Source organism: Azohydromonas caseinilytica, from assembly GCF_012927045.1.
Lineage (GTDB): Bacteria > Pseudomonadota > Gammaproteobacteria > Burkholderiales > Burkholderiaceae_C > Azohydromonas > Azohydromonas caseinilytica.
Genome location: NZ_JABBFW010000004.1, coordinates 63,368 through 90,333 on the forward strand (window position 1 = coordinate 63,368; position 26,966 = coordinate 90,333).

At 70.8% G+C, this 26,966-nt stretch carries 24 protein-coding genes; 14 read left to right on the plus strand and 10 right to left on the minus strand.

Annotated elements, in window-relative coordinates:
• Positions 1-64 precede the first annotated feature (64 nt).
• Positions 65-1,039, plus strand: a complete 975-nt coding sequence (locus tag HHL10_RS07480; protein ID WP_169159727.1) for a Bug family tripartite tricarboxylate transporter substrate binding protein — start codon at positions 65-67, stop codon at positions 1,037-1,039.
• Between the two features lie 48 nt (positions 1,040-1,087).
• Here HHL10_RS07480 and HHL10_RS07485 read toward each other — a convergent pair whose 3' ends face one another.
• The 5 genes from HHL10_RS07485 to xdhA all read right to left on the minus strand — a co-directional run bounded on the left by HHL10_RS07485 (position 1,088) and on the right by xdhA (position 7,171).
• Positions 1,088-1,747: a DUF1345 domain-containing protein gene (locus HHL10_RS07485; RefSeq protein WP_235971179.1), complete on the minus strand. Its 660-nt coding sequence runs from the start codon at positions 1,745-1,747 to the stop codon at positions 1,088-1,090.
• 215 nt (positions 1,748-1,962) lie between these two features.
• Positions 1,963-2,349: an ACT domain-containing protein gene (locus HHL10_RS07490; RefSeq protein ID WP_169159729.1), complete on the minus strand. Its 387-nt coding sequence runs from the start codon at positions 2,347-2,349 to the stop codon at positions 1,963-1,965.
• A 3-nt stretch (positions 2,350-2,352) separates the two neighbouring features.
• The gene (gene xdhC / locus HHL10_RS07495) at positions 2,353-3,162 is read right to left on the minus strand and encodes a xanthine dehydrogenase accessory protein XdhC (RefSeq protein ID WP_169159730.1); all 810 of its coding nucleotides are present in this window, start codon (positions 3,160-3,162) and stop codon (positions 2,353-2,355) included.
• Positions 3,159-5,555, minus strand: a complete 2,397-nt coding sequence (gene xdhB / locus HHL10_RS07500; protein WP_169159731.1) for a xanthine dehydrogenase molybdopterin binding subunit — start codon at positions 5,553-5,555, stop codon at positions 3,159-3,161. Before xdhB ends, xdhC begins: the two co-directional genes overlap by 4 nt.
• A gap of 131 nt (positions 5,556-5,686) precedes the next feature.
• Positions 5,687-7,171: a xanthine dehydrogenase small subunit gene (gene xdhA / locus HHL10_RS07505; RefSeq protein ID WP_169159732.1), complete on the minus strand. Its 1,485-nt coding sequence runs from the start codon at positions 7,169-7,171 to the stop codon at positions 5,687-5,689.
• 71 nt (positions 7,172-7,242) lie between these two features.
• On the opposite strand from xdhA, the gene HHL10_RS07510 reads away from it, so the two are divergent.
• The 11 genes from HHL10_RS07510 to HHL10_RS07560 all read left to right on the plus strand — a co-directional run bounded on the left by HHL10_RS07510 (position 7,243) and on the right by HHL10_RS07560 (position 19,800).
• Complete coding sequence (locus HHL10_RS07510; RefSeq protein ID WP_169159733.1) at positions 7,243-8,247, plus strand: LysR family transcriptional regulator; 1,005 nt, start codon at positions 7,243-7,245, stop codon at positions 8,245-8,247.
• A complete protein-coding gene (gene guaD, locus HHL10_RS07515; protein ID WP_169159734.1) occupies positions 8,244-9,536 on the plus strand; it encodes a guanine deaminase in 1,293 nt (430 codons plus the stop codon). The genes HHL10_RS07510 and guaD overlap by 4 nt, the downstream gene beginning before the upstream one ends.
• 232 nt (positions 9,537-9,768) lie before the next feature.
• Complete coding sequence (locus tag HHL10_RS07520) at positions 9,769-11,100, plus strand: NCS2 family permease (protein ID WP_169159944.1); 1,332 nt, start codon at positions 9,769-9,771, stop codon at positions 11,098-11,100.
• A gap of 172 nt (positions 11,101-11,272) precedes the next feature.
• Positions 11,273-12,799, plus strand: coding sequence for an ABC transporter ATP-binding protein (locus tag HHL10_RS07525; protein ID WP_169159735.1), 1,527 nt, complete (start codon positions 11,273-11,275; stop codon positions 12,797-12,799).
• A gap of 16 nt (positions 12,800-12,815) precedes the next feature.
• The gene (locus HHL10_RS07530) at positions 12,816-13,919 is read left to right on the plus strand and encodes an ABC transporter permease (protein WP_169159736.1); all 1,104 of its coding nucleotides are present in this window, start codon (positions 12,816-12,818) and stop codon (positions 13,917-13,919) included.
• Positions 13,919-14,839, plus strand: a complete 921-nt coding sequence (locus tag HHL10_RS07535) for an ABC transporter permease (protein ID WP_169159737.1) — start codon at positions 13,919-13,921, stop codon at positions 14,837-14,839. Before HHL10_RS07530 ends, HHL10_RS07535 begins: the two co-directional genes overlap by 1 nt.
• Before the next feature lie 60 nt (positions 14,840-14,899).
• Positions 14,900-16,057, plus strand: coding sequence for a BMP family ABC transporter substrate-binding protein (locus HHL10_RS07540; RefSeq protein WP_169159738.1), 1,158 nt, complete (start codon positions 14,900-14,902; stop codon positions 16,055-16,057).
• Between the two features lie 200 nt (positions 16,058-16,257).
• On the plus strand, positions 16,258-17,295 hold the full coding sequence (locus HHL10_RS07545; RefSeq protein WP_169159739.1) for an adenosine deaminase: 1,038 nt from the start codon (positions 16,258-16,260) through the stop codon (positions 17,293-17,295).
• Positions 17,296-17,537: 242 nt separating this feature from the next.
• Complete coding sequence (locus HHL10_RS07550) at positions 17,538-18,281, plus strand: matrixin family metalloprotease (protein ID WP_169159740.1); 744 nt, start codon at positions 17,538-17,540, stop codon at positions 18,279-18,281.
• Positions 18,282-18,591: 310 nt separating this feature from the next.
• Positions 18,592-19,320, plus strand: a complete 729-nt coding sequence (locus HHL10_RS07555) for a matrixin family metalloprotease (protein WP_169159945.1) — start codon at positions 18,592-18,594, stop codon at positions 19,318-19,320.
• Positions 19,321-19,338: 18 nt separating this feature from the next.
• Positions 19,339-19,800 (plus strand): hypothetical protein, encoded by a 462-nt coding sequence (locus HHL10_RS07560; RefSeq protein WP_169159741.1) that lies wholly within the window; start codon positions 19,339-19,341, stop codon positions 19,798-19,800.
• A 16-nt stretch (positions 19,801-19,816) separates the two neighbouring features.
• On the opposite strand, the gene HHL10_RS07565 is transcribed toward HHL10_RS07560, so the two are convergent.
• From HHL10_RS07565 to HHL10_RS07585, 5 genes are all read right to left on the minus strand, one after another.
• Positions 19,817-20,803, minus strand: coding sequence for a Bug family tripartite tricarboxylate transporter substrate binding protein (locus tag HHL10_RS07565; RefSeq protein ID WP_169159742.1), 987 nt, complete (start codon positions 20,801-20,803; stop codon positions 19,817-19,819).
• A gap of 94 nt (positions 20,804-20,897) precedes the next feature.
• On the minus strand, positions 20,898-21,881 hold the full coding sequence (locus HHL10_RS07570; RefSeq protein WP_169159743.1) for a hydroxymethylglutaryl-CoA lyase: 984 nt from the start codon (positions 21,879-21,881) through the stop codon (positions 20,898-20,900).
• Positions 21,878-23,086, minus strand: coding sequence for a CaiB/BaiF CoA transferase family protein (locus tag HHL10_RS07575; RefSeq protein WP_169159744.1), 1,209 nt, complete (start codon positions 23,084-23,086; stop codon positions 21,878-21,880). The genes HHL10_RS07570 and HHL10_RS07575 overlap by 4 nt, the downstream gene beginning before the upstream one ends.
• Before the next feature lie 129 nt (positions 23,087-23,215).
• Positions 23,216-24,133: a LysR substrate-binding domain-containing protein gene (locus HHL10_RS07580; RefSeq protein WP_169159745.1), complete on the minus strand. Its 918-nt coding sequence runs from the start codon at positions 24,131-24,133 to the stop codon at positions 23,216-23,218.
• A 99-nt stretch (positions 24,134-24,232) separates the two neighbouring features.
• The gene (locus HHL10_RS07585) at positions 24,233-24,592 is read right to left on the minus strand and encodes a hypothetical protein (RefSeq protein WP_169159746.1); all 360 of its coding nucleotides are present in this window, start codon (positions 24,590-24,592) and stop codon (positions 24,233-24,235) included.
• A gap of 149 nt (positions 24,593-24,741) precedes the next feature.
• Between HHL10_RS07585 and HHL10_RS07590 the strand changes: the two genes are divergently transcribed.
• Together HHL10_RS07590 and HHL10_RS07595 are read left to right on the plus strand one after the other, a co-directional pair.
• Positions 24,742-25,836 (plus strand): BMP family ABC transporter substrate-binding protein, encoded by a 1,095-nt coding sequence (locus HHL10_RS07590; RefSeq protein ID WP_169159747.1) that lies wholly within the window; start codon positions 24,742-24,744, stop codon positions 25,834-25,836.
• 49 nt (positions 25,837-25,885) lie between these two features.
• Positions 25,886-26,965: a spore photoproduct lyase family protein gene (locus HHL10_RS07595; RefSeq protein WP_169159748.1), complete on the plus strand. Its 1,080-nt coding sequence runs from the start codon at positions 25,886-25,888 to the stop codon at positions 26,963-26,965.
• The last annotated feature ends 1 nt before the right edge of the window (position 26,966 follow it).

Sequence of the window (26,966 nt, forward strand, 5' to 3'; positions counted from 1 at the left end):
GGAGGCAACGACCCGGCTCCGGGCCACGTTGGCAGGCATCACACAGACAACAAGGAGACCACCCATGACCAAGCGCATCCGCACCCTGGCCCTGGCCGCCGCCTGCGCCTTCGCCGGCGCCGCCGCCTGGGCGCAAGGCCCGCAGTGGCCGAGCAAGCCGGTGAAGATGATCGTGAACTTCCCGCCCGGCGGCGCGGCGGACCAGATCGGGCGCGCCATCGCGCAACCGCTGCAGGAGGCAGTGGGCCAGCCGGTGGTGGTGGAGAACCGCGGCGGCTCGGGCGGCAACCTCGGCGGCGACGCCGTCGCCAAGGCGCCGCCCGACGGCTACACGATCCTCATGAGCTCGGGCGGCATGGTGTCGGTGAACCCGCACATCTACCCGAAGATGAGCTTCGACCCGGCCAAGGACCTCACGCCCGTGGCCGCCGCGGCGCGGGTGCTGGTGTTCCTGGTGGTACGCCAGGACAGCCCGATCAAGGACTTCAAGGGCTTCATCGCCGATCTCAAGGCGAATCCGGGCAAGCGCAGCTACGGCTCGCCGGGCAACGGCAGCTCGCCGCACCTGGCCGCCGAGATGATGAAGAGCCAGGCCGGCGTGTTCGCCACCCACGTGCCCTACCGCGGCGCGGCGCCGGCGCTGACCGACCTGCTGGGCGGGCAGGTGGACTTCCTGTTCGATCCGGGCGTGGCGATTCCGCACATCAAGTCCGGCAAGCTGCGCGTGCTGGCCGTGGGCAGCCCGAAACGCTCGCCGCTGTTCCCGGACGTGCCCACGCTGGACGAGGCGGGGTTGAAAGGCTTCAACGCCGACAGCTACTTCGGGATCTACGCGCCCGCGGGCACGCCGGCGGAGGTGGTGAACCGCCTGAACACCGAGGTCAACAAGATCATCGCCACGCCGGCTTTCAGGGAGCGCATCGCCCAGCTCGGCGGCATTCCCGCGCCCATGACGCCGGCGCAGTTCGGCGCCACGGCGGCGGAGGATTCCAAGCGCTTCGGGGCAATCATCAAGGAGCGCCACATCGTGGGCGATTGAGCGCCCCGCGCGCCGTGGCCGGCCCGGGAGGGTCGGCCGCGGGGCTGTTCAGAACAGCCCCGCCGCGATGTTCACGCTCAGCGCCAGCACGGTGGTGTTGAAGGCGAAAGCCAGGATGCAGTGCAGCGTGCCGATGCGGCGCAGCGCGGAGCTGGTGAAGGCCACGTCCGCCGTCTGGCCCGAGGTGCCGATGACGCAGGCGAAGTAGAAGAAGTCGCCGTAGTCCGGGTCGGGCGTGCCGGGGAACTGCAGCAGGTCGGGCTGCTTGCGCTCGCGCGCGGCGTAGAAGTCATGCGCGTAGTGCAGGGCGAACATCGCCTGGGTGAACAGCCAGGAGCTCAGGACGGTGAGCACCGTCAGCGCCAGGTGCGGCAGCCGCTCGATGGCGGGAAGGCTCTTCACAGCGGCCAGCTGGCTGGCGATGGCCATCATCACCGCCACCGCGGCCAGCACCACGCCGGTGAGCACCAGCAGCCGACCCTCGTCCTGCTGCAGCGCGCGTCGCCGCATGGTCGCGGCATGGGCGCCGCTCATCATTTCCCAGGCCAACCCCAGGTACAGCAGCGCGCCGGCGTTCCAGCCGATGAGCGCGCGCGAGGCCGGGGTCGCCACCCAGGCATCGGGCAGCAGCAGGTACACCGCCGCGCCCGCCGCCAGTGACGACCACAAGCGGGGATGGGCGCGCAGGACGCGGAGGGTGCGGGACATGAGCGGCGGGCGAAGGAAGGCCGACATTGTGGTGCCGGCCTCCGCGCTGGCCGGGTCAAGCCAGTGGCGCGGTTTTCGGCCATTGCGCCAGAACCGCGCCACTTGAATGGCGCGATTCGTGCCAGTCGGTCACCGATCGCGCCGGATGCCGGCTCGACCATGGTGCTGTTGGAATTCATCCCGGCCCGTCTTGCCGTGCTGATTTCCCCTTGGGTTCAACAGCCGGCAGCCAGCACGGCCAGCGCTTTGTCGGCCCGGGCCGCCGGCACGAACAGGTGGCCGTGGTGGTAGCCGGCCACCGCATTGCAGGAGATACCAGCCGCGGCCAGCCGGGCGCTGACCGCCGCCAGGAAGCCCACCGCCTCCAGCGCCGAATGCACCGTCAGCGTGACGCGGCGCGATTCGAAGGTGAAGGGCAGGCCGGCGCGTTCGGCTGCCTCTTGCTCGACGATGAGCGTGAGGCCTTCTTCCTCGCGGAAAGTGCAGATCAGCTCCAGCCCTTCCGGCACGTGGCCGTCCGGCAGGCAGACGTAGACCCAGGTCTGCGGATGCAGCTGCGGCGCCATGTGGCGCAGCAGGCGGTCCAGGTCGCGCTCGGCCATGACTCAGCTCCGTGCCGAGCCCACCTGCAGCAACTGCGCTACCACCGACACCGCGATCACCTCCGGCTCCTTGCCGGTGATGCCCGGGACGCCGATCGGGCAGGTCATCCGCCCCAGCATCTCCGGCGCGATCCCCCGCGCCTCGAAGCGGTGCAGAAACCGCGCCCGTTTCGTTTGCGAGCCGATCAGCCCGAGAAAACCGAAATCCCCGCGCCGCAGCACCGCCTCGGTGATGCGCATGTCCAGGTCGTGGCTGTGCGTGAGCACCAGGTAGAAGGCGCCCGGCGCGGCGGTATCCACTTCGCCCTCGACCGCATCCACGCACACCTTCTCGATGTGCGGCGGCAGCGGGCCGTCCGGGAATTCCGCGTCGCGCTCGTCGATCCACTGCACCTCGCAGTCGAGCCCGGACAGCAGGTTCACGATGGCCCGGCCCACGTGGCCCGCGCCGTAGAGCTGCAGGTGGAAGCGGGGCCGCGGCGCCGGCCAGCGCGCCAGCACGGCATCGGTCAGCGGCTTGAAGGCCAGCGTCACCGCGCCGCCGCAGCACTGGCCCAGCGCCGGGCCCAGCGGGTAGTGCTTCTCGCGCGGCAGCGTTTCATGGGCGGCCAGCATGCCGCGTGCCAATTCGATAGCCTGCAGCTCCAGGTGGCCGCCGCCCACGGTGCCGGCCACCGCGCGCTCACTCACCAGCATGCGTGCGCCGGCCTCGCGCGGCGCCGAGCCGCGCGCCTGCGCCACGCGCACCTCGATGGCCGGCTCGCCGCGCGCGAGCCAGTCGCGCGCCGTGGCCCGCAGCGCGGCGCCGCTCACACCGCCCCCGCGGTCTCGGCCGCGGCCGGCTCGGCGGCCGGCGTCGCGGCGGCGCGCACGGCGTCCACCGCGTCCAGCACGGCCTCGGCCGTGGCCGGGGCGCGCAGCGGCGGGTCGATGCGGTGTTCGCCCACCGAGGACACCGCGTCGCGGATCGCGTGCCAGACGCTGAAGCCCAGCAGCAGCGGCGGCTCGCCCACGGCCTTGCTGCGGTGGATGCTGTCGGCCACGTTGCTGTTGTCGAAGAGACGCGTGTTGAACACGGCCGGCGCGTCGTTGGCGGTGGGGATCTTGTAGGTGCTGGGCGCGTGGGTGAGCAGGGCGCCGGTCTTGGGATGCCAGACCAGCTCCTCCATCGTCAGCCAGCCCATGCCCTGGATGAAGCCGCCTTCCACCTGCCCCAGGTCGATGGCCGGATTGAGCGACTTGCCCACGTCGTGCAGCAGGTCCGCGCGCAGCAGCCTGGATTCGCCGGTGAGCGTGTCCACCACCACCTCCGACACCGCCGCGCCGAAGGCGAAGTAGTAGAAGGGCCGGCCCTTCATGGCCTTGGCGTCCCAGTGCAGGCCCGGCGTGACATAGAAACCGTCGCTCCACAGCTGCACCCGCGCCAGATACGCCTGCAGCAGCAGCTCCTGCAGCGGCACGGACTGGCCGTTGACCTCGACCTGGTCGTTGGCGAAGCGCACGTCCTCGGCCGTGCCGCCCCACTTGCCGGCGGCGAAGGCCGCCAGCCGTTCGCGGATCTGCCGCGCCGCGTCCTGCGCCGCCTTGCCGTTGAGGTCGCTGCCGGTGGACGCCGCCGTGGCCGAGGTGTTCACCACCTTGAAGGTGTCGGTCGCGGTGACGCGGATGTTGCTGAAACTCAGGCCCAGCTCCTGCGCCACCACCTGCGCCACCTTGGTGTTCAGGCCCTGGCCCATCTCGGTGCCACCGTGGTTCACCAGCGCGGAGCCGTCGGTGTAGAGGTGCACCAGCGCGCCGGCCTGGTTCAGGTGCTGCACGTTGAAGGAGATGCCGAACTTCACCGGCGTCAGCGCCAGGCCGCGCTTCAGCACCGGGCTTTGCGCGTTCCAGGCCGCGATCTCGGCGCGGCGCGCCTGGTAGCCCGAGCTGGCTTCCAGCTCCGCCACCAGCGGCGCGATGACGTTGCCTTCCACCTTCTGCTCATAGGGCGTCACGTCGCGCTCGCCCACGCCGTAGAAATTGGCGCGCCGCACTTCCAGCGGGTCGCGGCCCAGGCGGCGCGCGAGGGTGTCGATCACATGCTCGATGGCATAGGCGCCCTGCGGGCCGCCGAAGCCGCGGAAGGCGGTGTTGCTCTGCGTATTCGTGCGCGCGCAGTAGCCGTGCATGGCCACATGCGGCAGCCAGTAGGCGTTGTCGAAGTGGCAGATGGCCCGACCCATCACGGCCGCGGAGAGGTCGGCGCTCCAGCCGGCGTTGGTCAGCATCTCCACTTCCACGCCGAGGATGTGGCCCTCGTCGTCGTAGCCCACCTCCACGTCGAACTCGAAGCCGTGGCGCCGGCCGGTGATCATGAAGTCATCGTCCCGGTCCGGCCGCAGCTTCACGGGCCGGCCCAGCTTGAACGCCGCCAGTGAGGCGATGCTGGCGAACACGGCGGACTGGGACTCCTTGCCGCCGAAGCCGCCGCCCATGCGCCGGCACTCGACCTGCACGTGGTGCTTGAGCTTGCCCAGCACATGCGCGATCACGTGCTGCATCTCGCTGGGGTGCTGCGTCGAGCAGTGCACCTTGAGCGTGCCGTCCTCCTGCGGGACGGCGTAGCTGATCTGGCCCTCCAGGTAGAACTGCTCCTGGCCGCCCAGCGTGAAGCGGTCCTTCAGCCGGCGCGGCGCGGCCTCGATGGCGGCGCGGGCGTCGCCGCGCACCAGGTGCGCCGGCGGCACCACGTACTGGCCCAGCGCATGGGCCTCGCGCGCGGTGAGCACGGCGGGCAGCGGCTCGATGTCCAGCACCTTCCTGGCCAGCGCGGCGGCGCGGCGCGCCAGCTCGCGCTCGGTGGCGATGACGGCGAACACCGGCTGCCCCAGGTACTGCACCTCGCCCTGCGCCAGGATCGGCTCGTCGTGGACGATGGCGCCGCAGTCGTTGGCGCCCGGGATGTCCGCGGCGCTGAGCACCGCCACCACGCCGGGCTGCGCGCGCAGCGCCTCCAGGTCGATGGCGCGCAGCCGGCCATGCGCCACGGGCGACAGGCCCAGCGCCGCGTGCAGCGTGCCGATGACCTCGGGGATGTCGTCCACGTAGGGCGCCGCGCCCGCCACGTGCAGGTGCGCGGACTCGTGCGGACGCGGTACGCCCACGCGCGCGGCGCTGTGGGCGGCGGCGGGGTCGCTGGCCAGGAAGCTTTCGACGGCTCGGTTCATGGTGATGTCCTCAACAGATTTCCGTTCGGGCTGAGCCTGTCGAAGCTCTCTTGGCGAGTCGGCCTGCAGGCCCTTCGACAGGCTCAGGGCGAACGGGGAAATACAGGCTCAGGGCGAACGGAGAAAGGGTTTCAGGCCGCCTGCCACACGCTGCCGGCCGCGACGGGCAGCGGCGCCTCGGGGCGGGTCTGCAGCCAGAGTTTCAGCAGCAGGTTCTGCGCGACGCGCAGGCGGTAGTCGGCGCTGGCGCGCTGGTCGGTGAGGGGGGTGAAGTCGCGCGTGAGCGCGTCCATGGCGGCGCGCGCCGTGGCTTCGGTCCAGGGCTGGCCGACGACGGCGGCTTCCGCATGGGCCGCGTGCTTCACGATGGCGGCCATGCCACCGAAGACGAAGCGCGCTTCCCTGACGCGCCCGCCGTCCAGCGCCAGCAGGAAGGCGCCGCACACGGCGGAGATGTCGCTGTCGTAGCGCTTGGAAATCTTCCAGACGCGCACGGCGGCGTCGGGGGCGGGGCGCGGCACCTCGATGGCCTGCAGGAATTCGCCCGGCTCCAGGCGGTTCTTCATGTAGTCCACGTAGAAATCGCGCAGCGGCAGCCGGCGCTCGCGCTCGCCCTGGCGCAGCACCAGCGTGGCGCCCAGGGCGATCAGCACCGGCGCGCCGTCGCCGATGGGCGAGCCGTTGGCGACGTTGCCGCCCAGCGTGCCCGCATGCCGCACCGGCGGCGAGGCGAAGCGCAGCCACACCTCGCGCAGCTCCGGTACCGCGTCCGCCAGCGCGGTCCAGGCGTCCTCCAGCGAGGCGCCGGCGCCGATGCGCAGGCCGCCGTCCATCTCCTCGATGCGCTGCAGTTCCTTCACCTCGCCCACGTACAGCAGCTGCGGCAGCGGGCGGAATTGCTTGTTGTTCCACAGGCCGATGTCGGTGGCCCCGGCCAGCAGCGTGGCTTGCGGCTGGGCCTGGCGCAGCGCGGCCAGGTCATCCAGCGTGCGCGGCGCCTCGAAGCCGGGCAGTGACAGGGCGGGCTCGGCCTGCAGCGACTGCAGGGCCTGCACGATGGGCGCCGTGTCCAGGCGCACCGTGCCCAGGTCGAACATCTTCTGGCCGGCGTCGAGGATGGGCCGGTAGCCGGTGCAGCGGCACAGGTTGCCCGAGAGCTCGTCGGCCAGTTCCTGGCGCGTGGGGCGGGTGCCGGCCTCGCAGTGGCGCTCGTAGCAGGCGGTGAGCGACATGGCGAAGCCCGGCGTGCAGAAGCCGCATTGCGAGCCGTGGCAGTCCACCAGCGCCTGCTGCACCGGGTGCAGCGCGCCGCCGGCGGCGGGCTTGAGGTCTTCCACCGTCAGCAGCGCCTTGCCGTCGAGCGTGGGCAGGAAGCGGATGCAGGCGTTGACGCTGCGCAGGCGCAGGCCGCCGACCACGTCGGGGCCGGGGCCGTCGGCCAGCTCGCCGACCAGCACGGTGCAGGCGCCGCAGTCGCCCTCGTTGCAGCCTTCCTTGGTGCCGGTGCAGGCCTCGTCTTCGCGCAGCCACTGCAGCACGGTGCGCGTGGGGGTGGAGGCGTCCACCGACACGGTACGGCCGCGGTGGAAGAAGCGGATGGGGCGCGGGGTGTTCATGGCCGCAAAGGTACACGCTGCAGACCGGTGCTCTATACGATCAGGCGCATCTCATCTATGGCTCCAGGCGTATGGCGCAGGCATCTCCTTTGGACAAGATCGAGCTCCAACTCGTCAAGGTCCTGCACACCGTGATCACCGAACGCAGCGTTTCGCGCGCAGCCCTGAAGCTGGGCAGCGCCCAGCCGGCCGTCAGCGCGCAGCTGCGGCGGCTGCGCCACCTGGTGGGCGATCCGCTGCTGGTGCGCGCGGGCAACGGCATGGCGCCCACGCCGCTGGCGCTGGAGCTGCTGGAGCCCGCGAGCGAGCTGCTGCGCCATGCCGCGACGCTGTTCGGCGGCGCCCATGCCCGCGCCTTCGAGCCGGCCACGGCGCGGCAGTCCTTCCGCATCGCCGCCAGCGACTACCTCGACCCGCTGTTCCTGCCCGCGCTGGTGGAACGGCTCAAGACCGAGGCGCCCGGCGTGGAGCTGGAGATCCACGCGCTGTCCTCCACCTACGACTACCGCCGCGCCCTGGCGCGCGGCGAGGTGGAGCTCGTCATCGGCAACTGGCTGCAGCCGCCGGGCGAGCTGCACCTGGCGCGGCTCTTCGCCGACGAGGTGGTGTGCCTGGTGGCGCAGGACCACCCCGCCGTGCGCAGCCCGCGCGGCTGGAACGCCGAGCGCTATCTCGCCGCCGAGCACGTGGCGCCGACGGCGCTGCACCCGGGCGCGCGCGGCGTGATCGACGAGTTCTTGGATGCCCAGGGCCTGACGCGGCACATCGCCGTGCGCAGCCCGTACTTCGGCCTGGCGCCGCTGATGGTGGCGCGCTCGCACCTGGTGCTGACCACCGGGCGCCTGTTTTGCAGCCGCTACGCCGAGCGGCTGGCGGTGCGCGTCGTGAAGTGCCCGGTGGACTTTCCGCCGCTGAGCTACTACCAGCTCTGGCACGACGCCACGCACGCTTCCGCCTCCGCGCGCTGGCTGCGCGAGCAGGTGCGCGACGTGGTGCGCACGCTGGTCGCGCAGGCGCAGCAGGCGGCGCGGCGCCGCACTTCACAACCCCCCGATTCCCAAGAGGAAACCCCATGACCCGTCGCCTGGCCCTGCGTGCCGACCTGCTGGACATCACGGACGACCCCGGCCTCGGCGCCGTGGACTCGCCCGTGGTGCGCTTCGACCCCGACTGCTGGCTGCTGGTCGAGGGCGGCCGCATCGCCGGCCGCACCCGCGAGACACCCGGCGAGGACTGGGACAAGCGCGACTACTCGGGCCGGCTGCTCATGCCCGGCTTCATCGACACCCACGTGCACTGCCCGCAGCTGGACGTGATCGCCAGCCATGGCGAGGCGCTGCTGCCCTGGCTGGAGCGCTACGTGTTCCCGGCCGAGCGCCGCTTCGAGGAGGCCGTCGCGGCGCGCGAGGGCGCCGACCGCTTCCTGGACCTGCTGCTGGCGCACGGCACCACGGCGGCGGTGGTGTTCCCGACCGTGCACAAGGTGTCGGTGCAGGCGCTGTTCGAGGCCGCCGAGGGGCACCAGATGCGCCTGATCACCGGCAAGGTGCTGATGGACCGCCACGTGCCGGACTACCTCCGCGACGACGTGGAAGGCGCCGAGCGCGACTGCACCGAGCTGATCGAGCGCTGGCACGGCCGAGGCCGGGCGGCCTACGCGCTCACGCCGCGCTTCGCGCCCACCAGCACGCCGGCGCAGCTGGAGATGGCCGGGCGGCTGCTGGCGCGCTATCCCGGCACCTACATGCACACGCACGTGGCCGAGAACCGCGACGAGGTGCAGTGGGTGGCCGAGCTGTTCCCGCAGGCGCGCAGTTACCTCGACGTCTACGCCGCGCACGGCCTGCTGGGCCCGCGCTCGGTGCTGGCGCACGGCATCTGGCTGGACGACGCCGACCGCCGCCTGCTGGCCGAGACCGGCGCGCATGTGGCGCATTGCCCGACTTCCAACCTGTTCCTGGGCAGCGGGCTGCTGGATTGGGCCAAGCTGCAGGAAGCCGGCGTGGGCGTGTCGCTGGCCACCGACGTGGGCGCGGGCACCACGCTGTCGATGCCGCGCACCCTGGCCGAGGCCTACAAGGTGCAGGCGCTGCAGGGCGTGAAGCTCAGCGCCTGGAAGGCGATCTACGCCGCCACGCGCGGCGCGGCGCGCGCGCTGCGGCTGGAGCACGAGATCGGCTCGCTGGACGTGGGCGCCAGCGCCGACCTGGCGGTGTGGGACTGGGCCCATGGCGCGCTGGCGCTGCACCGGGATCGCCTGGCGCGCGAGCTGCACGAACGCGTCTTCGCCTGGATGACGCTGGGCGACGAACGCAACCTGGTGTCGGCCTGGGTGGCCGGCACGCAGCGCTGGCACCGCCCTTGAGGCGGATGGTCATGCGCAGTCCCGTTCGGGCTGAGCCGGTCGAAGCCCTGCCGCACCACCGTGCCGCGGGCCCTTCGACGGGCTCGGGGCGAGCGGGTTAGCTCACAGAGCGCTACAGAAGCGCCGCAACCCGTCCTCCGGGACAAACAGGAGACAACCCATGGCCTTACCTGACTCCACCTTGCACGGTGGGCGCATCGTCACGCCTGTCGCACCACCTTCGGAAGCCGCCATGCCCGATACCACCGCCGTTGGCCTCAATCGTTCGCTCGTGGAGCGGCTGTTCCGCCTGCGCGAGCACGACACGAACGTGCGCACCGAGCTCATCGCCGGGCTGACCACGTTCCTGACGATGGCCTACATCATCTTCGTGAATCCGGCGATCCTGGGCGACGCCGGCATGCCGCGCGAGGCGGTGTTCGTCGCCACCTGCCTGATCGCGGCGCTGGGCACGCTGGTGATGGGCCTGTTCGCCAATTACCCGATCGCCATGGCGCCGGGCATGGGCCTCAACGCCTACTTCGCCTACGTGGTGGTGCAGGGCATGGGCTACACGTGGCAGGTGGCGCTGGGGGCGGTGTTCATCTCCGGCAGCCTGTTCCTGGCGGTGACGCTGCTGCGTGTGCGGGAGCTGATCATCCGCGGCATCCCGCACTCGCTGCGCGTGGCCATCACGGTGGGCATCGGCATGTTCCTGGCGCTGATCGCGCTCAAGAGCGCGGGCATCGTGGCGGCCTCGCCGGCCACCTTCGTGACGTTGGGCGACGTGCACCAGACGCCGGTGCTGCTGGCAGTGCTGGGCTTCATCCTCATCGTGGTGCTGGACCGCTTCAAGGTGCGCGGCGCCATCCTCATCGGCATCGTGGCCGTGACGGCGCTGTCCTTTCTCGTCGGCGGCAACCACTTCAAGGGCGTGTTCTCGGCGCCGCCTTCCATCGCGCCGACCTTCCTGCAGCTGGACGTGAAGGGCGCGCTGGCCGCGGGCGTGCTCAACGTGGTGCTGGTGTTCTTCCTGGTCGAGCTTTTCGACGCCACCGGCACGCTGATGGGCGTGGCCAAGCGCGCCGGGCTGCTGCAGCCCGGGAAGATGGAGCGCATGAACAAGGCGCTGCTGGCCGACAGCGCGGCGATCTTCGGCGGCTCGCTGCTGGGCACCTCCAGCACCACGGCCTACGTGGAGAGCGCCACCGGCGTGCAGGCCGGCGGGCGCACGGGCCTGACGGCGGTGACGGTGGCGGCGCTGTTCCTGTCGTGCCTGTTCATCGCCCCGCTGGCCGGCGCGGTGCCGGCCTACGCGACGGCGCCGGCGCTGTTCTTCGTGGCCTGCCTGATGCTGCGCGAGCTTACCGAGCTGGACTGGAACGACAGCACCGAGATCGTCCCGGCCGCCGTGACGGCGCTGGCGATGCCCTTCACGTACTCCATCGCCAACGGCCTGGCCTTCGGCTTCATCACCTACGCCGCGCTCAAGCTGTTCACGGGGCAGGTGAAGCAGGTGCACTTCATGAGCTGGCTGATCGCGGGCGTGTTCCTGTTCAAGTTCGTGTGGCTGGGGGGGCATTGAGCCCACCCCACCCCGGCACAAAAGCTGCAACCCGCAACCCCCGCGGCGTGCGCAACCTGCCACGCCGCGCCGGCCCGGTGCACCGGGCTGGTGCCGGGGAGGGCTTCCGGCCATAGCACAATCACGCCTTTTGCCGGCGCTCCCGCCGGTCAACCAGGGAGATTCACCGTCCATGTTGCGCCTGGAGCTGGTGGGCATCAGCAAGCAGTATCCGGCCGTCAAGGCCAACGACAGCGTCACCTTGCGCGTCGCGCCCGGCCAGATCCACGCCGTGCTGGGCGAGAACGGCGCCGGCAAGTCGACGCTGATGAAGATCATTTACGGCGCGGTGCGCCCCGACGCGGGCGAGATCCGCTGGAACGGCCGCCCCGTGCAGGTGCGCAACCCGCACGAGGCCCGGGCGCTGGGCATCTCCATGGTGTTCCAGCACTTCTCGCTGTTCGACACCCTCACCGCCGCCGAGAACGTCTGGCTCGGCCTGGATAAATCGCTGCCGCTGGGCGAGGTCGTCATCCGCATGCGCGAGGTCGCGCGCGAGTACGGGCTCGACGTCGATCCGATGCGGCCCGTGCACAGCCTCTCCGTGGGCGAGCGCCAGCGTGTCGAGATCGTGCGCGCCCTCATGGGGCGGCCGCAGCTGCTGATCCTCGACGAGCCCACCTCGGTGCTCACGCCGCAGGCCGTCGAGAAGCTGTTCGTGACGCTGCGCCAGCTCGCGGCGCAGGGCTGCTCGATCCTCTACATCAGCCACAAGCTCGACGAGATCCGCAGCCTGTGCCACCACTGCACGGTGCTGCGCGGCGGCAAGGTCACGGGCGAGGTTGATCCGACGCAGGAGACCAACGCCTCGCTGTCGCGGCTGATGATCGGCGCCGAGCCGCCGCAGCTGCGCCACGTGGCGTCCGCGCCGGGCGACACGGTGCTGGACGTGAAGGGCCTGCGCCTGGAGCGGCAGGACGTGTTCGGCACCACGCTGCAGGACATCGCGCTGCAGGTGCGCGCCGGCGAGATCGTCGGCGTGGCCGGTGTCTCGGGCAACGGCCAGCAGGAACTCATGGCCGCGCTCTCCGGCGAGGACCGGCGCGCGCCGCGCGGCAGCATCACGCTCTTCGGCCGCGACATCGCGCAGGCCACGCCGCGCCGCCGGCGCCGCCTGGGGCTGCACTTCGTGCCCGAGGAACGCCTGGGCCGGGGCGCGGTGCCCACGCTGAGCCTGGCCGACAACGTGCTGCTCACCCGCACCGAGCCCGTCGGGCCCGGCGGCTGGCTGCGCACGGGCAAGGTCAAGTCGCTGGCGCAGTCGCTGATCGAGCGCTTCAATGTCAAGGCCGGCGGCCCGCACGCCGCGGCCAAGAGCCTGTCCGGCGGCAACCTGCAGAAGTTCATCGTCGGCCGCGAGATCGACGCCCGGCCCAAGCTGCTGATCGTCTCGCAGCCCACCTGGGGCGTAGACGTGGGCGCGGCGGCGCAGATCCGCGGCGAGCTATTGAAACTGCGCGACGCCGGCTGCGCGCTGCTGGTGGTCAGCGAGGAGCTGGATGAGCTGTTCGAGATCAGCGACCGGCTGGTCGTCATCGCCCAGGGGCGGCTGAGCCCCAGCATTCCCGCCGCGCAGGCCACCATCGAGCAGATCGGGGCCTGGATGAGCGGGCTGTGGCCGCAGGCCGAAGCGGGCCAGCCCGCGGCCGCCGTGGCCTGACTTTGCATCGAATCCCATGTTGAAACTCGAAGCCCGGCCGCAGCCGTCCGGCCTCATGTCCTGGGCCTCGCCGCTGCTGGCGCTGGCCCTCACGGTGCTCATCGGCATCGGCCTGTTCGTGCTGCTGGGCAAGGACCCGGTGCGCGGCCTGCAGCTCTTCTTCCTCGAACCCATCAAGGACGCGCGCGCCTGGGCCGAGCTCAGCATCAAGGCCGTGCCGCTGGTGCTGATCGCGCTGGGGCTGGCGCTGTGCTTCCGCTCCAACGTCTGGAACATCGGCGCCGAGGGCCAGTTCATCGTCGGCGCGCTGGCCGCAGGCTGGGTGGCGATGCAGGCCGGCCCCGACAGCAGCCGCTGGATCGTGCTGCCCATCCTGCTGGCCGGCGTGCTCGGCGGCATGGCGTGGGCCGGCATCACGGCCTTGCTGCGCGACCGCTTCAATGCCAACGAGATCCTGGTCAGCCTGATGCTGGTGTACGTGGCCGAGCTGCTGCTGGGCTACCTGGTCTACGGCCCGTGGAAGGACCCGATGGGCTTCAATTTCCCGCAGACCGTCACCTTTGCCGCCGCGACCAAGATCCCGCGCCTGTTCGACGGCCTGCGCGCCAACATCGGCGTGCTGATCGCGCTGGGTGCCGTCGTGGCGGCATGGCTGTTCATGTTCCGCACCTACGCCGGCTACCAGTTGCAGGTGGGCGGGCTGGCGCCGCTGGCCGCGCGCTATGCCGGCTTCTCCTCGCGCGGCGCGCTGTGGACGGCGCTGCTGATCTCCGGCGGCGTGGCCGGCCTGGCCGGCGCGCTGGAGGCGGCCGGGCCGCTGGGCCAGCTCACGCCGCACGTGCCCGCGGGCTACGGCTTCGCCGCGATCATCGTCGCCTTCGTCGGGCGGCTGCACCCGGGCGGCATCACGCTGTCCGCCATCCTGATGAGCATGTTCTTCATCGGCGGGGAACTGGCGCAGTCGCGCCTGGGCTTGCCCAAGTCCATCACCGGCGTGTTCCAGGGCCTGCTGCTGTTCAGCCTGCTGGCCTGCGACACGCTCATCCACTACCGGTTGCGCTGGCAACGCGGCGCGCGCGCGGCAGCCGCGGCGGGCGTCACAGCCCAAGGGAGCGCCTGATGGACGCGATGGCTCTCCTCTTGGCCGCCACGCTCAACGCCGGCACGGTGCTGGCGATCGCGGCGCTGGGCCTGTTGATCAACGAGCGCGCGGGCATCGTCAACCTCGGCGCCGAAGGGATGATGCTGGTGGCGGCCATCGCCGGCTTCGCCACCGCGGTGCACACCGGCTCCGACGTGCTGGCCTTCGCGGCCGGCGCCGGCGCCGGCGCGCTGCTGGCCGCGGCCTTCGGCGCGCTGGTGATCTGGCTCAACACCAACCAGTACGCCACCGGCCTGGCATTGAGCCTGTTCGGCGCCGGCTTCTCGGCCTTCGTGGGCATCCGCTACACGCAGGAGAAGCTGCCCGAGCGCATGCGCTTCGAGATCCCCGGACTGGCCGACGTTCCTTTCATCGGCCCGGCCTTCTTCAGGCAGCACCCGATGGTCTACATCGCCATCGCGCTGGCGCTGGGGCTGGGCTGGTTCTTGTACCGCTCGCGCGCCGGGCTGGTGCTGCGCGCGGTGGGCGAGTCGCCCGAGTCGGCGCATGCGCTGGGCTACCCGGTGCGGCGCATCCGGCTGGCCGCGGTGATGGCCGGCGGCGCGCTGTGCGGGCTGGCGGGCGCCTACGTGTCCATCATCTACACGCCGCTGTGGGTGGAAGGGATGATTGCCGGCAAGGGCTGGATCGCGCTGGCGCTGACCACCTTCGCCACTTGGCGCCCGGCGCGCGTGCTGCTCGGGGCCTACCTGTTCGGCGGCGTCACCATGCTGCAGTTCCACCTGCAGGGGCAGGGCGTGGAGGTGGCCAGCCAGCTGCTGACCATGCTGCCCTACCTGGCGACCATCGTCGTGCTGGTGCTGATCTCGCGCAACCCGGCCTGGATTCGCGCCAACATGCCGGCCTCGCTGGGCAAGCCCTTCTTCCCCGGGTCCTGAAGCCCGGCTCCCTGATCGACCTCACCACACAACCCTCGAAATTCACAGGAGAGGACATTCATGACGATTTCCAAGCGATCGCTGCTCCGCCTCACGGGCTGGGCCTCGCTGGCGGCCACGGCGGCGCTGGTGGGCTGCGGCAAGAAGGAGGAGGCCGCGCCGACGGCCGCCGCCCCGGCCTCGGCGCCGGCCGCCACGGCCAAGGCCGAGCCGCTGAAGGTGGCCTTCGCCTACGTCGGCCCGGTGGGCGACGCGGGCTGGACCTTCGCGCATGACCGCGCGCGCCAGGAGGCGCAGAAGGAGTTCGGCGACCGCATCGTCACCAGCTACGTCGAGAGCGTGCCCGAGTCCGCCGACGCCGAGCGCGTGATTCGCGACATGGTTGCGCAAGGCAACAAGCTCGTCTTCGGTACCACCTTCGGCTACATGGAGCAGATGCTCAAGGTGGCCGCGGACTCGCCCGACGTGAAGTTCGAGCATGCCACCGGCTACAAGAGCGCCGAGAACCTGCGCACCTACGACAGCCGCACCTACGAGGGCGCCTACATGGCCGGCGTCATCGCCGGCAAGATGACCAAGTCCAACACGCTGGGCGTGGTGGCCTCGATCCCCATCCCCGAGGTGATCCGCAACATCAACGCCTTCACGCTGGGCGCGCAGTCGGTGAACCCGGCCGTCAAGACCCGCGTGGTCTGGGTGGACAAGTGGTTCGATCCGCCCAAGGAAGGCGAGGCCGCGCAGAGCCTCATCAACCAGGGCGCCGACGTGCTGATGCAGAACACCGACTCCGCCGCCGTGCTGCAGACGGCCGAGAAGGCGGGCAAGTTCGGCTTCGGCTGGGACTCCGACATGAGCAAGTTCGGCCCCAACGCGCACCTGGGCTCGGCCGTCATCAACTGGGCGCCGTACTACAAGAAGGCCATTGGCGAGGCGCTGGACGGCACCTGGAAGACCGGGCCCAACACCTGGTGGGGCGTCAAGGAAGGCGCCATCGACCTGGTCAACGTCTCCGACAAGGTGACGGCCGAGGCCCGGGAGGCGGTGGAGAAGGTCAAGGCCGGCCTCAAGGACGGCAGCTTCGCCATCTGGAAGGGCCCGCTCACCGGCCAGGACGGCAAGCAGCTGCTCAAGGACGGCGAGACCGCCGACGACGAGTTCCTGCACAAGATCAACTGGTACGTGAAGGGCGTGGAGGGCAAGCTGCCCAGCGCCAGGTAACGGGAGTTCCCATACCCGTTCGGGCTGAGCCTGTCGAAGCCCTGCAGCACAGCCGCGCCATAGGCCCTTCGACGAGCTCAGGGCGAACGGGAACCGGAATCACGGGCCGCCGTCGCCTTCGCGGGCACGGCGGCCCGTGCCTTTTGGCGGCCGTGCCGCTGCCACACAATGAACCGCATCGCTCCAACCGTCCTGACGCCATGACGACCCTGACCCACCACGAACCGCTCAACGCGCTGCTGCGCCGCATGCCCAAGGCGGAGCTGCACATCCACATCGAGGGCTCGCTGGAGCCCGAGCTGATCTTCCGGCTGGCGCAGCGCAACGGCGTGGCGCTGAAGTACGAGAGCGTGGAGGCGCTGCGCGCGGCCTACGCCTTCAAGGATCTGCAGAGCTTCCTCGACATCTACTACGCCGGCGCCAGCGTGCTGCTCAAGGAGGAAGACTTCTTCGACATGGCCTGGGCCTACTTCGAGCGCGCCGCGGCCGACAACATCGTGCACGCCGAGCTGTTCTTCGACCCGCAGACCCACACCGAGCGCGGCGTGCCCTTCGAGACCGTGATCCGCGGCCTGCACCATGCCTGCCAGCGCGCGCACCAGGAGCTGGGCATCAGCAGCCGCCTCATCCTGTGCTTCCTGCGCCACCTCAGCGAGGAGGACGCCTTCAGGACGCTGGAGCAGGCGCTGCCCTGGCGCCAGTACTTCATCGGCGTGGGCCTGGACAGCAGCGAGCGCGGCCACCCGCCTTCCAAGTTCGAGCGCGTGTTCGCCAGGTGCCGCGATCTGGGCCTGCACATCGTGGCCCATGCCGGCGAGGAAGGCCCGCCCGAGTACATCGAGGAGGCGCTGGACCTGCTCAAGGTCGAGCGCATCGACCATGGCGTGCGCTGCGTGGAGAAGCCCGAGCTGGTGCAGCGCCTGGTGCGCGAGCGCATGCCGCTGACGGTGTGCCCGCTGTCCAACGTCAAGCTGCGCGTGTTCGACCGGCTCAGCGACCACAACCTGGCCGCGCTGCTGGAGCAGGGCCTGGTAGCCACGGTCAACTCGGACGACCCGGCCTACTTTGGTGGCTATCTCAACCAGAATTTCATCGAGCTGTTCGAGGCGCTGCCCCAGCTCGGTGCGCGCGAGGCCTACCAGCTTGCGCTCAACAGCTTCGAGGCCAGCTTCGTGGAGCGTGCCGCCAAGGACGCCTGGAAGCAGCAGCTCGATCACGTCTTCGGCGCGGCGCTGTAAGCGCACACTGCACGGAAAACGGCCCGCTCGGCGGGCCGTTTCCATTTCCGTACAGAGGCAAGGATTGCTTACAGAAAGCTGCCCTTCGCTCACTTGTTCAGGGTTGGCTTTCGCCTTCTTGCGATTGGAGGCAACGGGAATACTGCCAGAGGGTCCACAGCTTGATGGACCGCAAGCAGGCTCGCCGGGATCGCGCCGGTGACGGGGTCCGGCGCAGCCTCCAACATCCCGCAGGAGGTAACGTGAACAAAACCCTGATGCGCCTTGCGCTGACGGCCGCACTGGCCTTGCCAGGCTGGGCATCGGCTTACGTGGTCGGTCCCACCAGCCCCGGCAAATGGGGCAGTCCGACGCCGGGCACCGGCGCCACCGTGACCTGGAGCCTGATGGGCAGCGGCGTGAGCTGCGCCGCGGAGTACTCGGGCTGCGCCACCACCGCGCTGAACTCGCTGCTGCCCACGGGCTTCCTCACGCAGATCCAGCTGGCCTTCGAGGCCTGGTCGTCGGTTGCCAACATCAACTTCGTGCAGGTGGCCGACGATGGCGCGGCCTTCGACCTGCCCACCCGCTCGGGCGACATCCGCATCGGCGCCCATGCCATGGACGGCGCGCTGGGCACCCTGGCCTACAGCTACTTTCCGCCGCTCAACGGCACCAGCGGTGCCGGTGACATCTTCCTGGACACCGCCGAGAGCTGGACCATCGGCTTCGACGGCCCGGGCTACGACATCTTCCAGGTCATGGCGCACGAGATCGGCCATGCCATCGGCCTGGAACACACCAGCAACACCGACTCCCTGATGAACGCCTGGTACCAGGAGAGATTCCGCGGTCCGCAGGCCGATGACATCGAGGGCGTGCGCCACCTCTACGGCGTGCGCGCGCCCGAGCCCGTGCCCGAGCCGGCCTCGCTGCTGCTGTTTGCCGCCGGGCTGGCCGGCGTGGCCGTGACGCGGCGCAGGGGGCGCAGCCTGGTCCAGGGCTGAGGCCCATGCCGGCCGCCGCCATGCCGGCGGCGGCCGGCATTCCCGTTCTCCCCCATGCTCCATAGCGGGCCCGCGCGGCCGATGGCGTGAAATGCGACGCGCAAAACGCGTCCGCAACACCGATCCGTGACCGCACCCGGGTTAACAGGACTCAAACCCAGGGCAATCCGTCCGTAACAGGAGTTTGCAGTCCCGGTTTTCAAGGCGCACACCCTTGATCTTTCGATGGAGGGGCCTGGAAGCCGCACCAGCAGGAGTGCCGGACCGGCCCGGATGCGAACCGGGTTTTCTCGTGTGCAGGGGGAGAAGCATGAAAAAGACCCTGGCCCGCGCGGTTCTGGCCGCCGCGCTCGTGACGCCGATGGCGGCATCGGCCTACGTGATCGGCAGCACCTCGCCGGGCAAGTGGGGCGATCCCACGCCGGGTACCGGGGCCACCATCACCTGGAGCCTGATGGGCGGCGGCGTGAGCTGCGCGCTGGAGTTCGCGGGTTGCCGCACCACCGCACTGAGCGCGTTCCTGCCCGGCGGGTACCTCAACGAGATCGAGCGCGCCTTTGCCGCCTGGTCGGCGGTGGCGAATCTCAGCTTCGTGCAGGTGGCCGACGATGGCGCGGCCTTCGGCGCCAACACGACTTCGGGCGACATCCGCATCGGCGCCCATTACCTGGACGGGGCCTACAACACCCTGGCGCACGGCTACTACCCGCCGGAGAACTACGGCTCCGCGGCGGGCGACATCCATCTCGACACCTCCGAGAACTGGACCATCGGCTATGCCGGATCGGGCATCGACATCTTCCAGGTGCTGACGCACGAGATCGGCCATGCGCTGGGCCTGAAGCATTCCGGCGACGGCGGCGCGCTGATGGCGCCGACCTACAACGAGGCCTTCGTCGGGCCGCAGGCGGACGACATCGCGGGCATCCAGTACCTTTACGGCGCGCCCCTCACGGCGGCGGTGCCCGAGCCCTCCACGCTGGCCCTGCTGGGCCTGGGAGCGGTGGGCCTGGTGCGGCGGCGCAAGATCAAGGCCTGAACCGGAAGGAGCCGCGGCATGCGCAACAACGCTTTCATCCTCGCGACCGGGCGCCGGCGCGTGCTGCGGCTGGGCGGCCTGCTGGGGCTGCTGGCCATCGGGCCGGCGCGGGCGATGTGGGCCCGCATGACCGAGGCCGAGCTGGTGCGGCACTCCGAGCTGATCGTGGTCGGCGAGTGGGTGAGCGACGCGCCGGCGCCGCTGCCGGACACGCCGGCGCAGGCCGTGGGCCGCATCGCCGTCAGCGAGGTCTGGAAGGGCCCGCCGGGCCTGAAGAGCGTGCAGGTGGTGGTGCCGTCGGGCCTGCTGGCGGCCAGCGACGCCATCACCTACCGCCGCGGCGACCGCGGCCTGTGGCTGCTGCGGCCCTGGCAGGGCGGCGCCGGCCTCTATGCCGCGGACAGCCCGCAGCGCTTCGTGCGCGAGGGCAGCGATGCCGCGCTGGTGAAGGCGCTGCGGCAGGAGCTGGGCCGGCGCTGAGCACCGGCCCGGCGGCTCAATCCGCCGAGATCTTCGACGCCTTCACCACCTGGCCCCAGCGCGCGAGCTCGGCGCGGCTGTAGTCGCCCAGCTGCTGCGGGCTCATGTAGTCGGCCGTTGCGCCCTGCTCGGCGGCCTTCTGCTTGAACGCGGGCGTGGCCATCACCTTGGCGATCTCGGCGCTGAGCTTGTCGATCACCGGCTGCGGCGTCTTGGCCGGCGCGAACACGGCGAACCACGAGGTGGCGTCCAGCTTGGGCAGCCCGGCCTCGGCCGCGGTGGGCACATTGGGCAGCGAGGGCAGCCGCGCCTTGCCCGTCACGGCCAGCGCGCGCAGCTTGCCGCTGGCGATGTGCGGCATGTACGGCGGCGGGGTGCCGAAGGTCAGATCGACCTGGCTGCCCAGCAGGTCCTGCAGTGCCGGGCCCGTGCCCTTGTAGGGGATGTGGTTCATCTGGATGCCGGCCTGCTGCTCCAGCATCGCGCCCGTGACGTGCTGCAGCGAGCCGTTGCCCGAGGACGCGTAATTCAGCTTGCCCGGATTGGCCTTGGCATAGGCGATGAGCTCGGCCATGGTCTTCACCGGCAGGCCCTCGCGCACCACGATCACCTGCGGCGCGCTCAGCACGTTGGCCACCGGGCGCAGGTCCTCGGCGCTCCACTGCGCCGGCTGCGTGCTCACGTGCGGCGTGATGACGTGATAGCCCGAGTACTGCATCAGCAGCGTGTAGCCGTCGGCCTCGGCGCGCTTGACGGCCACCGCCGCCACGGCGCCGTTGGCGCCGCCGCGGTTGTCCACCACCACGGTCTGCCCCAGCGCCTTGCCCAGTGGGTCGGCCAGCATGCGCGCGGCGATGTCGGTGGTGCCGCCCGGCGCGGTGGGCACGATCAGGGTGATGGGGCGGCTCGGGTAGTTGCCGCCTTGCGCGGCGGCCGGGCCGGCGGCCAGCGTGGCGGCGGCGGCCAGGGCCAGCAGGGGAAAGTGGCGTCGGCGAATCGTCATGGTTGTCTCCTTGGGTTTCTCTTGGTCTTGCGAGAGGTTTTCCGTTCGGGCTGAGCTTGTCGAAGGGCTCGGGGCGAACGGTCAATGCAGTAGCTCACCCGCGCGCCAGCGCCCGCTCGCGGATGGCGTCGAAGTCCGCCGGGCGCGGGTGCAAATCCAGCCGGCGGCCGGCCGCGACGATCTGGCTGGGGATGCCATGCCCCACCAGCGCGGGCAGGCGACGCGCGGCCTCGATCAGCCGCTCCAGGTCCACGCCGGTGTCGTAGCCCATGAGCTGCAGGGCATGCACGATCTCCTCGCTGCACACGTTGCCCGTGGCCCCGGGCGCGTAGGGGCAGCCGCCCAGGCCGCCCAGCGAGGCGTCGAAGCGGTCCGCGCCGGCGTCGATGGCGGCCAGCACGTTGGCCAGGCCCAGGCCGCGCGTGTTGTGGAAGTGCAGCGTCAGCTCGGTGCCGGGCCAGCGCGCGCGGAAGGCGCGCACCAGCGCCGCGACCTGGCCCGGGTAGGCCATGCCGGTGGTGTCGCACAGCGTCACGCCGCGCGCGCCCAGCTCCTCGACGAAGCGCGCGCACCAGCCCAGCACCACGTCTTCCGGCACGTCGCCCTCCATCGGGCAGCCGAAGCTGCACGACAGCGACACGTTCACCGGCTTGCCCGCCGGCCGCGCGATGGCGTTGACGGCCGACAGCGCCTTGAACGACTGCTCGCGCGTCATGCGCAGGTTGGCCAGGTTGTGGCTCTCGCTGGCCGACATCACCAGGTTCAGCTCGTCGGCGTGCGCGTCGATGGCGCGCTCGGCGCCGCGCACGTTGGGCACCAGCGCGCTGTAGACCACGCCCGGCACGCGCTCGATCTCGCGCAGCACCTGCTCGGCGTCGCGCAGCGCCGGAATCGCCTGCGGCGAGACGAAGGCCGTGACCTCGATCTTGGCCAAGCCGGCGTGCGACAGCGCGTTGACCAGCGCGATCTTGTCCTCGGTCGGCACGAAGGCGGGCTCGACCTGCAGCCCGTCGCGGGTGCCCACTTCCTGCATGTGGATGCGCCGCCCGGCGCCGTTCCAGACTTCGTTGTTGCTCATGCCACCACCTTGCGTTCGCGCAGCGCCGCGATCTGTTGTTCCGTGAGCCCGATCTCGCGCAGCACCGCGTCGGTGTCGTCGCCCAGCTTGGGCGCGGGCGTGCGCAGGCTGCCCGGCGTGCCCAGCAGCTTGGGCACCACGCCCGGCACGGCCACCACGTGGCCGTCGCGCGTGGGCTGCTCCAGGATCATGTCGCGCGCCCGGTAGTGCGGGTCCTCGGCGATGTCTTTCGCCGTGTAGACCTTGCCCACCGGCACGCGCGCGCCGTTGAGCACCTCCATCACCTCGGCCACGCTGCGCGGGCTGGTCCAGTCCTCGATGGCGGCGTCGATCTCGGCCACGCGCTTGACGCGGCCGGCGTTGTCGGCCAGCGCCGGGTCGTTGCCCAGGTCGTCCCGGCCGATGGCCGCCATCAGCCGCTTGAAGATGCTGTCGCCGTTGCCCGCCACCAGCACGTAGCCGTCATTGCAGCGGTAGGCGTTGGAGGGCGCGATGCCGGGCAGGGCGCTGCCCGCGGCCTCGCGCACGGCGCCGAAGGCGCTGTACTCGGGAATGAGGCTTTCCATCACGTTGAACACCGCCTCGTGCAGCGCCACGTCGATGACTTGCCCCTTTCCGCCATGCGCCTGGCGGTGGTAGAGCGCCAGCAGCACGCCGATGGTCCCGTGCAGCGCCGCCAGCGTGTCGCCGATGGAGATGCCGCAGCGCACCGGCACCCGGCCCGGCTCGCCGGTGAGGTGGCGCAGCCCGCCCATGGCCTCGCCGATGGCACCGAAGCCCGGCAGGTCGCGGTACGGGCCGGTCTGCCCGTAGCCGGAGATGCGCAGCATGATCAGCCCCGGGTTGAGCGCGCTCAGGGCCTCGTACGACATGCCCCAGCCTTCGAGCGTGCCGGGCCGGAAGTTCTCGATCAGGACGTCAGCTTCCGCAATCAGCTGGCGCGCGATGTCCTGTCCCTCGTCGCTGCGCAGGTCCAGCGCGATGGAGCGCTTGTTGCGCGACTGCACCTGCCACCACACCGAGGTGCCGTCCTGGATCAGGCGCCAGTTGCGCAGCGGGTCGCCACTGCCGGGCGCCTCGATCTTGATGACCTCGGCGCCGAAGTCGGCCAGGGTCTTGCCGGCAAAGGGCCCGGCGATCAACTGGCCCATCTCGATGACGCGCACGCCCTGCAGCGCGCTGGGCGGGATCGATGTGGTGGTCATGGGTGTCTCCTGAAAGGAAGTCCGCGGGTCGCAGCCTGCGGTGCGGATGCCATTGTGGGAAGGGCGGCCTTCGTGGGGAATGACAACTGGGTGACTTGAGCTTTCGCAACTTGCGAAAGCAACTGCGGGTCAACCCGGAGGCGGTCGCGGCGGGCGCCGCTGCAGCAGGTGGTCCATCAGCAGCCGCGCCGGGCGCGGCAGCGCGGCGAAGTCGCGCGCGCCGATGAGCAGCTGGCGCCGCACCCAGGCGTCGCGCAGCGTGATCCGGCGCAGCCCCATGGAGCGCAAATGCGGCTGCACCGCGGCCTCGGGCAGCACCGCCACGCCCAGCCCGGCGGCCACCATCTGGCACATGGCGTCGAAGCTGCGCACCTGGATGCGCAGCTTGAGCCGCCGCCCCAGCGCGCTGGATTCCAGCTGCAGCCGCTGCGCCAGCGAGGTGCTGGACGACAGGCTGACGAACTCGCAGTCGCAGGCTTCCACGAAATCGATGGCCTCGCGCTGCGCCAGCGGGTGCTCCTCGGGCGCGACCAGCACCAGCCGGTCCTGGCGGTAGGGCAGCGACTGCAGCCCCAGCGGCGGCGTGCGCTCGGCAAACAGGCCCAGGTCGGCGCGGCCGTCGGCCACGGCCAGCACCACGTCCGAGCTGTCGCGCTCCTCCAGCTCGATGCGGATGCCGGGGTTCTCGGCCACGAAGGACGCGACGTCGGTGGGCAGGAACTGGATGACGGCGGAGGTGTTGGCCCACAGCCGCACCACGCCGACCACGCCGGCGGCGAAGTCGGAGAGCTCGGCGGCGAGCTGGTCCACGTCGCCCAGGATGCGCTGCGCATGCCGCTGCAGCGCCTGCCCGGCCGGGGTGAGCGTGACGCCGCGCGAATGCCGCTCCAGCAGCGGCGTGCCCACGGCGGCCTCCAGATCGGAGATGCGCTTGCTGGCCGCGCCCACCGCCAGGTGCGCCAGCTCGGCGCCGCGGCTGATGCTGCCGCTGCGCGCGACCAGGCCGAACAGCGCCAGCGAGACGAGATCGAGTCGGTGCAGGTTCACGGCGGGGCGCGGGCAGGGCGGCGGAAGGCTCCGATTCTGCCCGGCGCTGCAGGGCGCCCGACCGGCGCCGGCCGGCCGGTCAGGCGCGGGTGCCCGGCTTCAGGCCGAGGCGCGGGCCGGGGCGTTCTTGCGCCGCAGCAGCTTCACCGCCACGGTCAGCAGCGCCGCGCCGATGAGCACGAAGCTGGCGCACAGCGCGAAGAAGATCCAGGCCACCACCGGCGCAGCGGCACCGGCCCAGCCCAGCATCCACTGCGCGACGTCCACCGCCCAGGCCAGCAGCTGCTCCCAGCCGGGGAAAAGGTCGTCCAGCCATTGCTGGTAGGGCAGCCGCTGCGCCAGGCCGGGCAGGTCGCCCAGCCAGGACGGGTCCATGCGCAGCAGCGCGTACAGCGCCCAGGACAGCAGCGCGCACATTGCCAGCCCCAGGGCGGCGAGGGTCCAGATCAGCAGCAGCATGGAAAAACCTTCCTCTTGGTCGTGATGCGGGATTGGAGAGGGCTCGCCGGCCCCGGTTCCGCCCGCTGCCTACAATTCCGGCTTCTCCCACGCGCCGCGCGCCACCCGCGGCGCGTTTGTTTTTGCCGGTGGCCATGTCGAGGACAACCATGTTCAAAAACCTCTGGCGCGGCGCGCTGCTCGCCGCGTGCGTCGCTGCCTCTCCCGCCTTCGCCCAGACCTCCAAGCCGTTCGCCGCGCCGCTGAAGGCCGCATTCGTCTACGTCACGCCCGTGGGCCAGGCCGGCTGGACTTTTCAACATGAGCAGGGCCGCCTGGCCATGGAAAAGGCGCTGGGCGCGGCCGTGAAGAGCACCGTGGTCGAGGCCGTGCCCGAAGGGCCCGACAGCGAGCGCGTGATGCGCGACCTCGCCGCCCAGGGCCACCAGCTGATCTTCGCCACCAGCTTCGGCTACCTGGAGCCCGCGCTGCGCGTGGCGGGCGAGTTCCCGAACGTGAAGTTCGAGCATGTCGGCGGCTACAAGACCGCCGCCAACCTGGGCACCTACAACGCCCGCTTCTACGAGGGCCGCTGGCTCGCCGGCTACCTCGCGGGCAAGGTCAGCAAGAGCGGCACGGCCGGCTACGTGGCGGGTTTCCCATTGCCGGAAGTGATCCAGGGCATCAACGCCTTCGCGCTGGGCATGCAGGCCGCCAATCCCAAGGCGCAAGTGAAGGTGATGTGGCTCAACACCTGGTTCGACCCGGCCAAGGAGCGCGAGGCGGCGCTGTCGCTGGTCAACGCCGGCGCGGACGTGCTGACCCCGCACAGCGCCTCGCCCGCGGTGCCGCAGGCGGCCGAGGAGAAGGGCGTGCACCTGCTCGCCTTCCACAGCGACATGAGCCGCTTCGCCCCGCACGCGCAGCTCGCCGCGGTGGTGGCCAACTGGGGCGGCTACTACACGCAGGTCGCGAAAGCGGTGATGGCGCAGCGCTGGCAGCCCACGCCGGTGTGGGGCGGCATCAAGGACGGCATGGTCGAGCTGGCCGCGCTGAACCCCGCGCTGCCCAAGGCGCTGCGCGACGAGGTGCAGGCCAGGCAGCGCGCCATCGCCCAGGGCAAGTTGATTCCCTTCGGCGGCCGGCTGGTGGACCAGGACGGCCGCGTGCGCCAGGACAAGGGCGCCCTGGACGACGCCGCCATCGCGCGCATGGACTGGTTCGTGCAGGGCGTGCAGGGGACGCTGCCGTCGGCGGCGAAGTGAGCGCGGGCGGGGCCCGGCCTTGGCGGAACACCTCTTGCCACCCCCCGGCATGGACATCGTGACCAGCCGCCCCGCCTCGCTGCTGCGGGTCAAGACCATCTACCTGGAGCCGGCGGTGGCGCAGTACGCCCGCGGGCGCGAGATCCTGGCGCGCTTCCCCGAGGCCGAGCGCATCGAAGTCCCCTCGCACTGGAACATCCCCGGCCTGCACGGCAACGAGGGTTTGGTAGGCGAGTGGCTGCGCACCAAGCGCGACGTGCTGGTGCTGGGCGTGCGCAAGTCGATGAGCTGCCGCCCCAACGGCCGCAGCGCCGACTGGATCGCGCCGGGCAGCTCCAACGGCTGCGCCATGGCCTGCGCCTACTGCTACGTGCCGCGCCGCAAGGGCTACGCGAATCCGATCACGGTGTTCGTCAACATCGAGCAGATCGCCGAGGCGCTGGAGAAGCACGCCAGGAAGCTCGGCCCCAAGACCGAGCCGAACCAGGTCGATCCGGCGTACTGGGTCTATGACATCGGCGAGAACGGCGACCTCTCCGCCGACGCGCTGGTGTCGGACAACGTGCGCGACCTGGTGGCCCTGTACCGCCGCATTCCCAATGCCAAGGGCTCGTTCGCCACCAAGTACGTGAACCGCGAACTGCTGGACTACGACCCGCAGGGCAAGACGCGCATCCGCTTCTCGCTCATGCCGCAGCGCGCGGCCAAGGTGGTGGACGTGCGCACCTCGCCGGTGGCCGAGCGCATCGCCGCCATCAACGACTTCGTGGACGCCGGCTACGAGGTGCACCTGAACTTCAGCCCGGTGATCGTCTACGAGGGCTGGCGCGCCGACTACGCCGAGCTGTTCGCGCAGGTGGCGGATGCGCTGTCGCCCAGGGCGCGGGCGCAGATCGCGGCCGAGGTGATCTTCCTCACCCACAACGAGGCGCTGCACGAGGTGAACCTGGGCTGGCACCCGAAGGCCGAGGCCATGCTGTGGGTGCCCAAGCTCCAGGAGAGCAAGCGCAGCGAGAACGGCGCGGACAACGTGCGCTACCGCACGGGGCTCAAGGGGAAGATGGTCGCGATCTTCAAGGAACTGCTGGAGCAGGGACTGCCGGGGTGTCCGATTCGGTACGCGTTTTGAG

Coding starts and splice junctions, on each gene's coding strand:
- HHL10_RS07480 (WP_169159727.1), top strand. CDS start 65: ATGACCAAGCGCATCCGCACCCTGGCCCTGGCCGCCGCCTGCGCCTTC.
- HHL10_RS07485 (WP_235971179.1), bottom strand. CDS start 1,747: ATGTCCCGCACCCTCCGCGTCCTGCGCGCCCATCCCCGCTTGTGGTCG.
- HHL10_RS07490 (WP_169159729.1), bottom strand. CDS start 2,349: ATGGCCGAGCGCGACCTGGACCGCCTGCTGCGCCACATGGCGCCGCAG.
- xdhB (WP_169159731.1), bottom strand. CDS start 5,555: ATGAACCGAGCCGTCGAAAGCTTCCTGGCCAGCGACCCCGCCGCCGCC.
- xdhA (WP_169159732.1), bottom strand. CDS start 7,171: ATGAACACCCCGCGCCCCATCCGCTTCTTCCACCGCGGCCGTACCGTG.
- HHL10_RS07510 (WP_169159733.1), top strand. CDS start 7,243: ATGGCGCAGGCATCTCCTTTGGACAAGATCGAGCTCCAACTCGTCAAG.
- guaD (WP_169159734.1), top strand. CDS start 8,244: ATGACCCGTCGCCTGGCCCTGCGTGCCGACCTGCTGGACATCACGGAC.
- HHL10_RS07520 (WP_169159944.1), top strand. CDS start 9,769: ATGCCCGATACCACCGCCGTTGGCCTCAATCGTTCGCTCGTGGAGCGG.
- HHL10_RS07525 (WP_169159735.1), top strand. CDS start 11,273: ATGTTGCGCCTGGAGCTGGTGGGCATCAGCAAGCAGTATCCGGCCGTC.
- HHL10_RS07530 (WP_169159736.1), top strand. CDS start 12,816: ATGTTGAAACTCGAAGCCCGGCCGCAGCCGTCCGGCCTCATGTCCTGG.
- HHL10_RS07535 (WP_169159737.1), top strand. CDS start 13,919: ATGGACGCGATGGCTCTCCTCTTGGCCGCCACGCTCAACGCCGGCACG.
- HHL10_RS07540 (WP_169159738.1), top strand. CDS start 14,900: ATGACGATTTCCAAGCGATCGCTGCTCCGCCTCACGGGCTGGGCCTCG.
- HHL10_RS07545 (WP_169159739.1), top strand. CDS start 16,258: ATGACGACCCTGACCCACCACGAACCGCTCAACGCGCTGCTGCGCCGC.
- HHL10_RS07555 (WP_169159945.1), top strand. CDS start 18,592: ATGAAAAAGACCCTGGCCCGCGCGGTTCTGGCCGCCGCGCTCGTGACG.
- HHL10_RS07560 (WP_169159741.1), top strand. CDS start 19,339: ATGCGCAACAACGCTTTCATCCTCGCGACCGGGCGCCGGCGCGTGCTG.
- HHL10_RS07565 (WP_169159742.1), bottom strand. CDS start 20,803: ATGACGATTCGCCGACGCCACTTTCCCCTGCTGGCCCTGGCCGCCGCC.
- HHL10_RS07570 (WP_169159743.1), bottom strand. CDS start 21,881: ATGAGCAACAACGAAGTCTGGAACGGCGCCGGGCGGCGCATCCACATG.
- HHL10_RS07575 (WP_169159744.1), bottom strand. CDS start 23,086: ATGACCACCACATCGATCCCGCCCAGCGCGCTGCAGGGCGTGCGCGTC.
- HHL10_RS07585 (WP_169159746.1), bottom strand. CDS start 24,592: ATGCTGCTGCTGATCTGGACCCTCGCCGCCCTGGGGCTGGCAATGTGC.
- HHL10_RS07590 (WP_169159747.1), top strand. CDS start 24,742: ATGTTCAAAAACCTCTGGCGCGGCGCGCTGCTCGCCGCGTGCGTCGCT.
- HHL10_RS07595 (WP_169159748.1), top strand. CDS start 25,886: ATGGACATCGTGACCAGCCGCCCCGCCTCGCTGCTGCGGGTCAAGACC.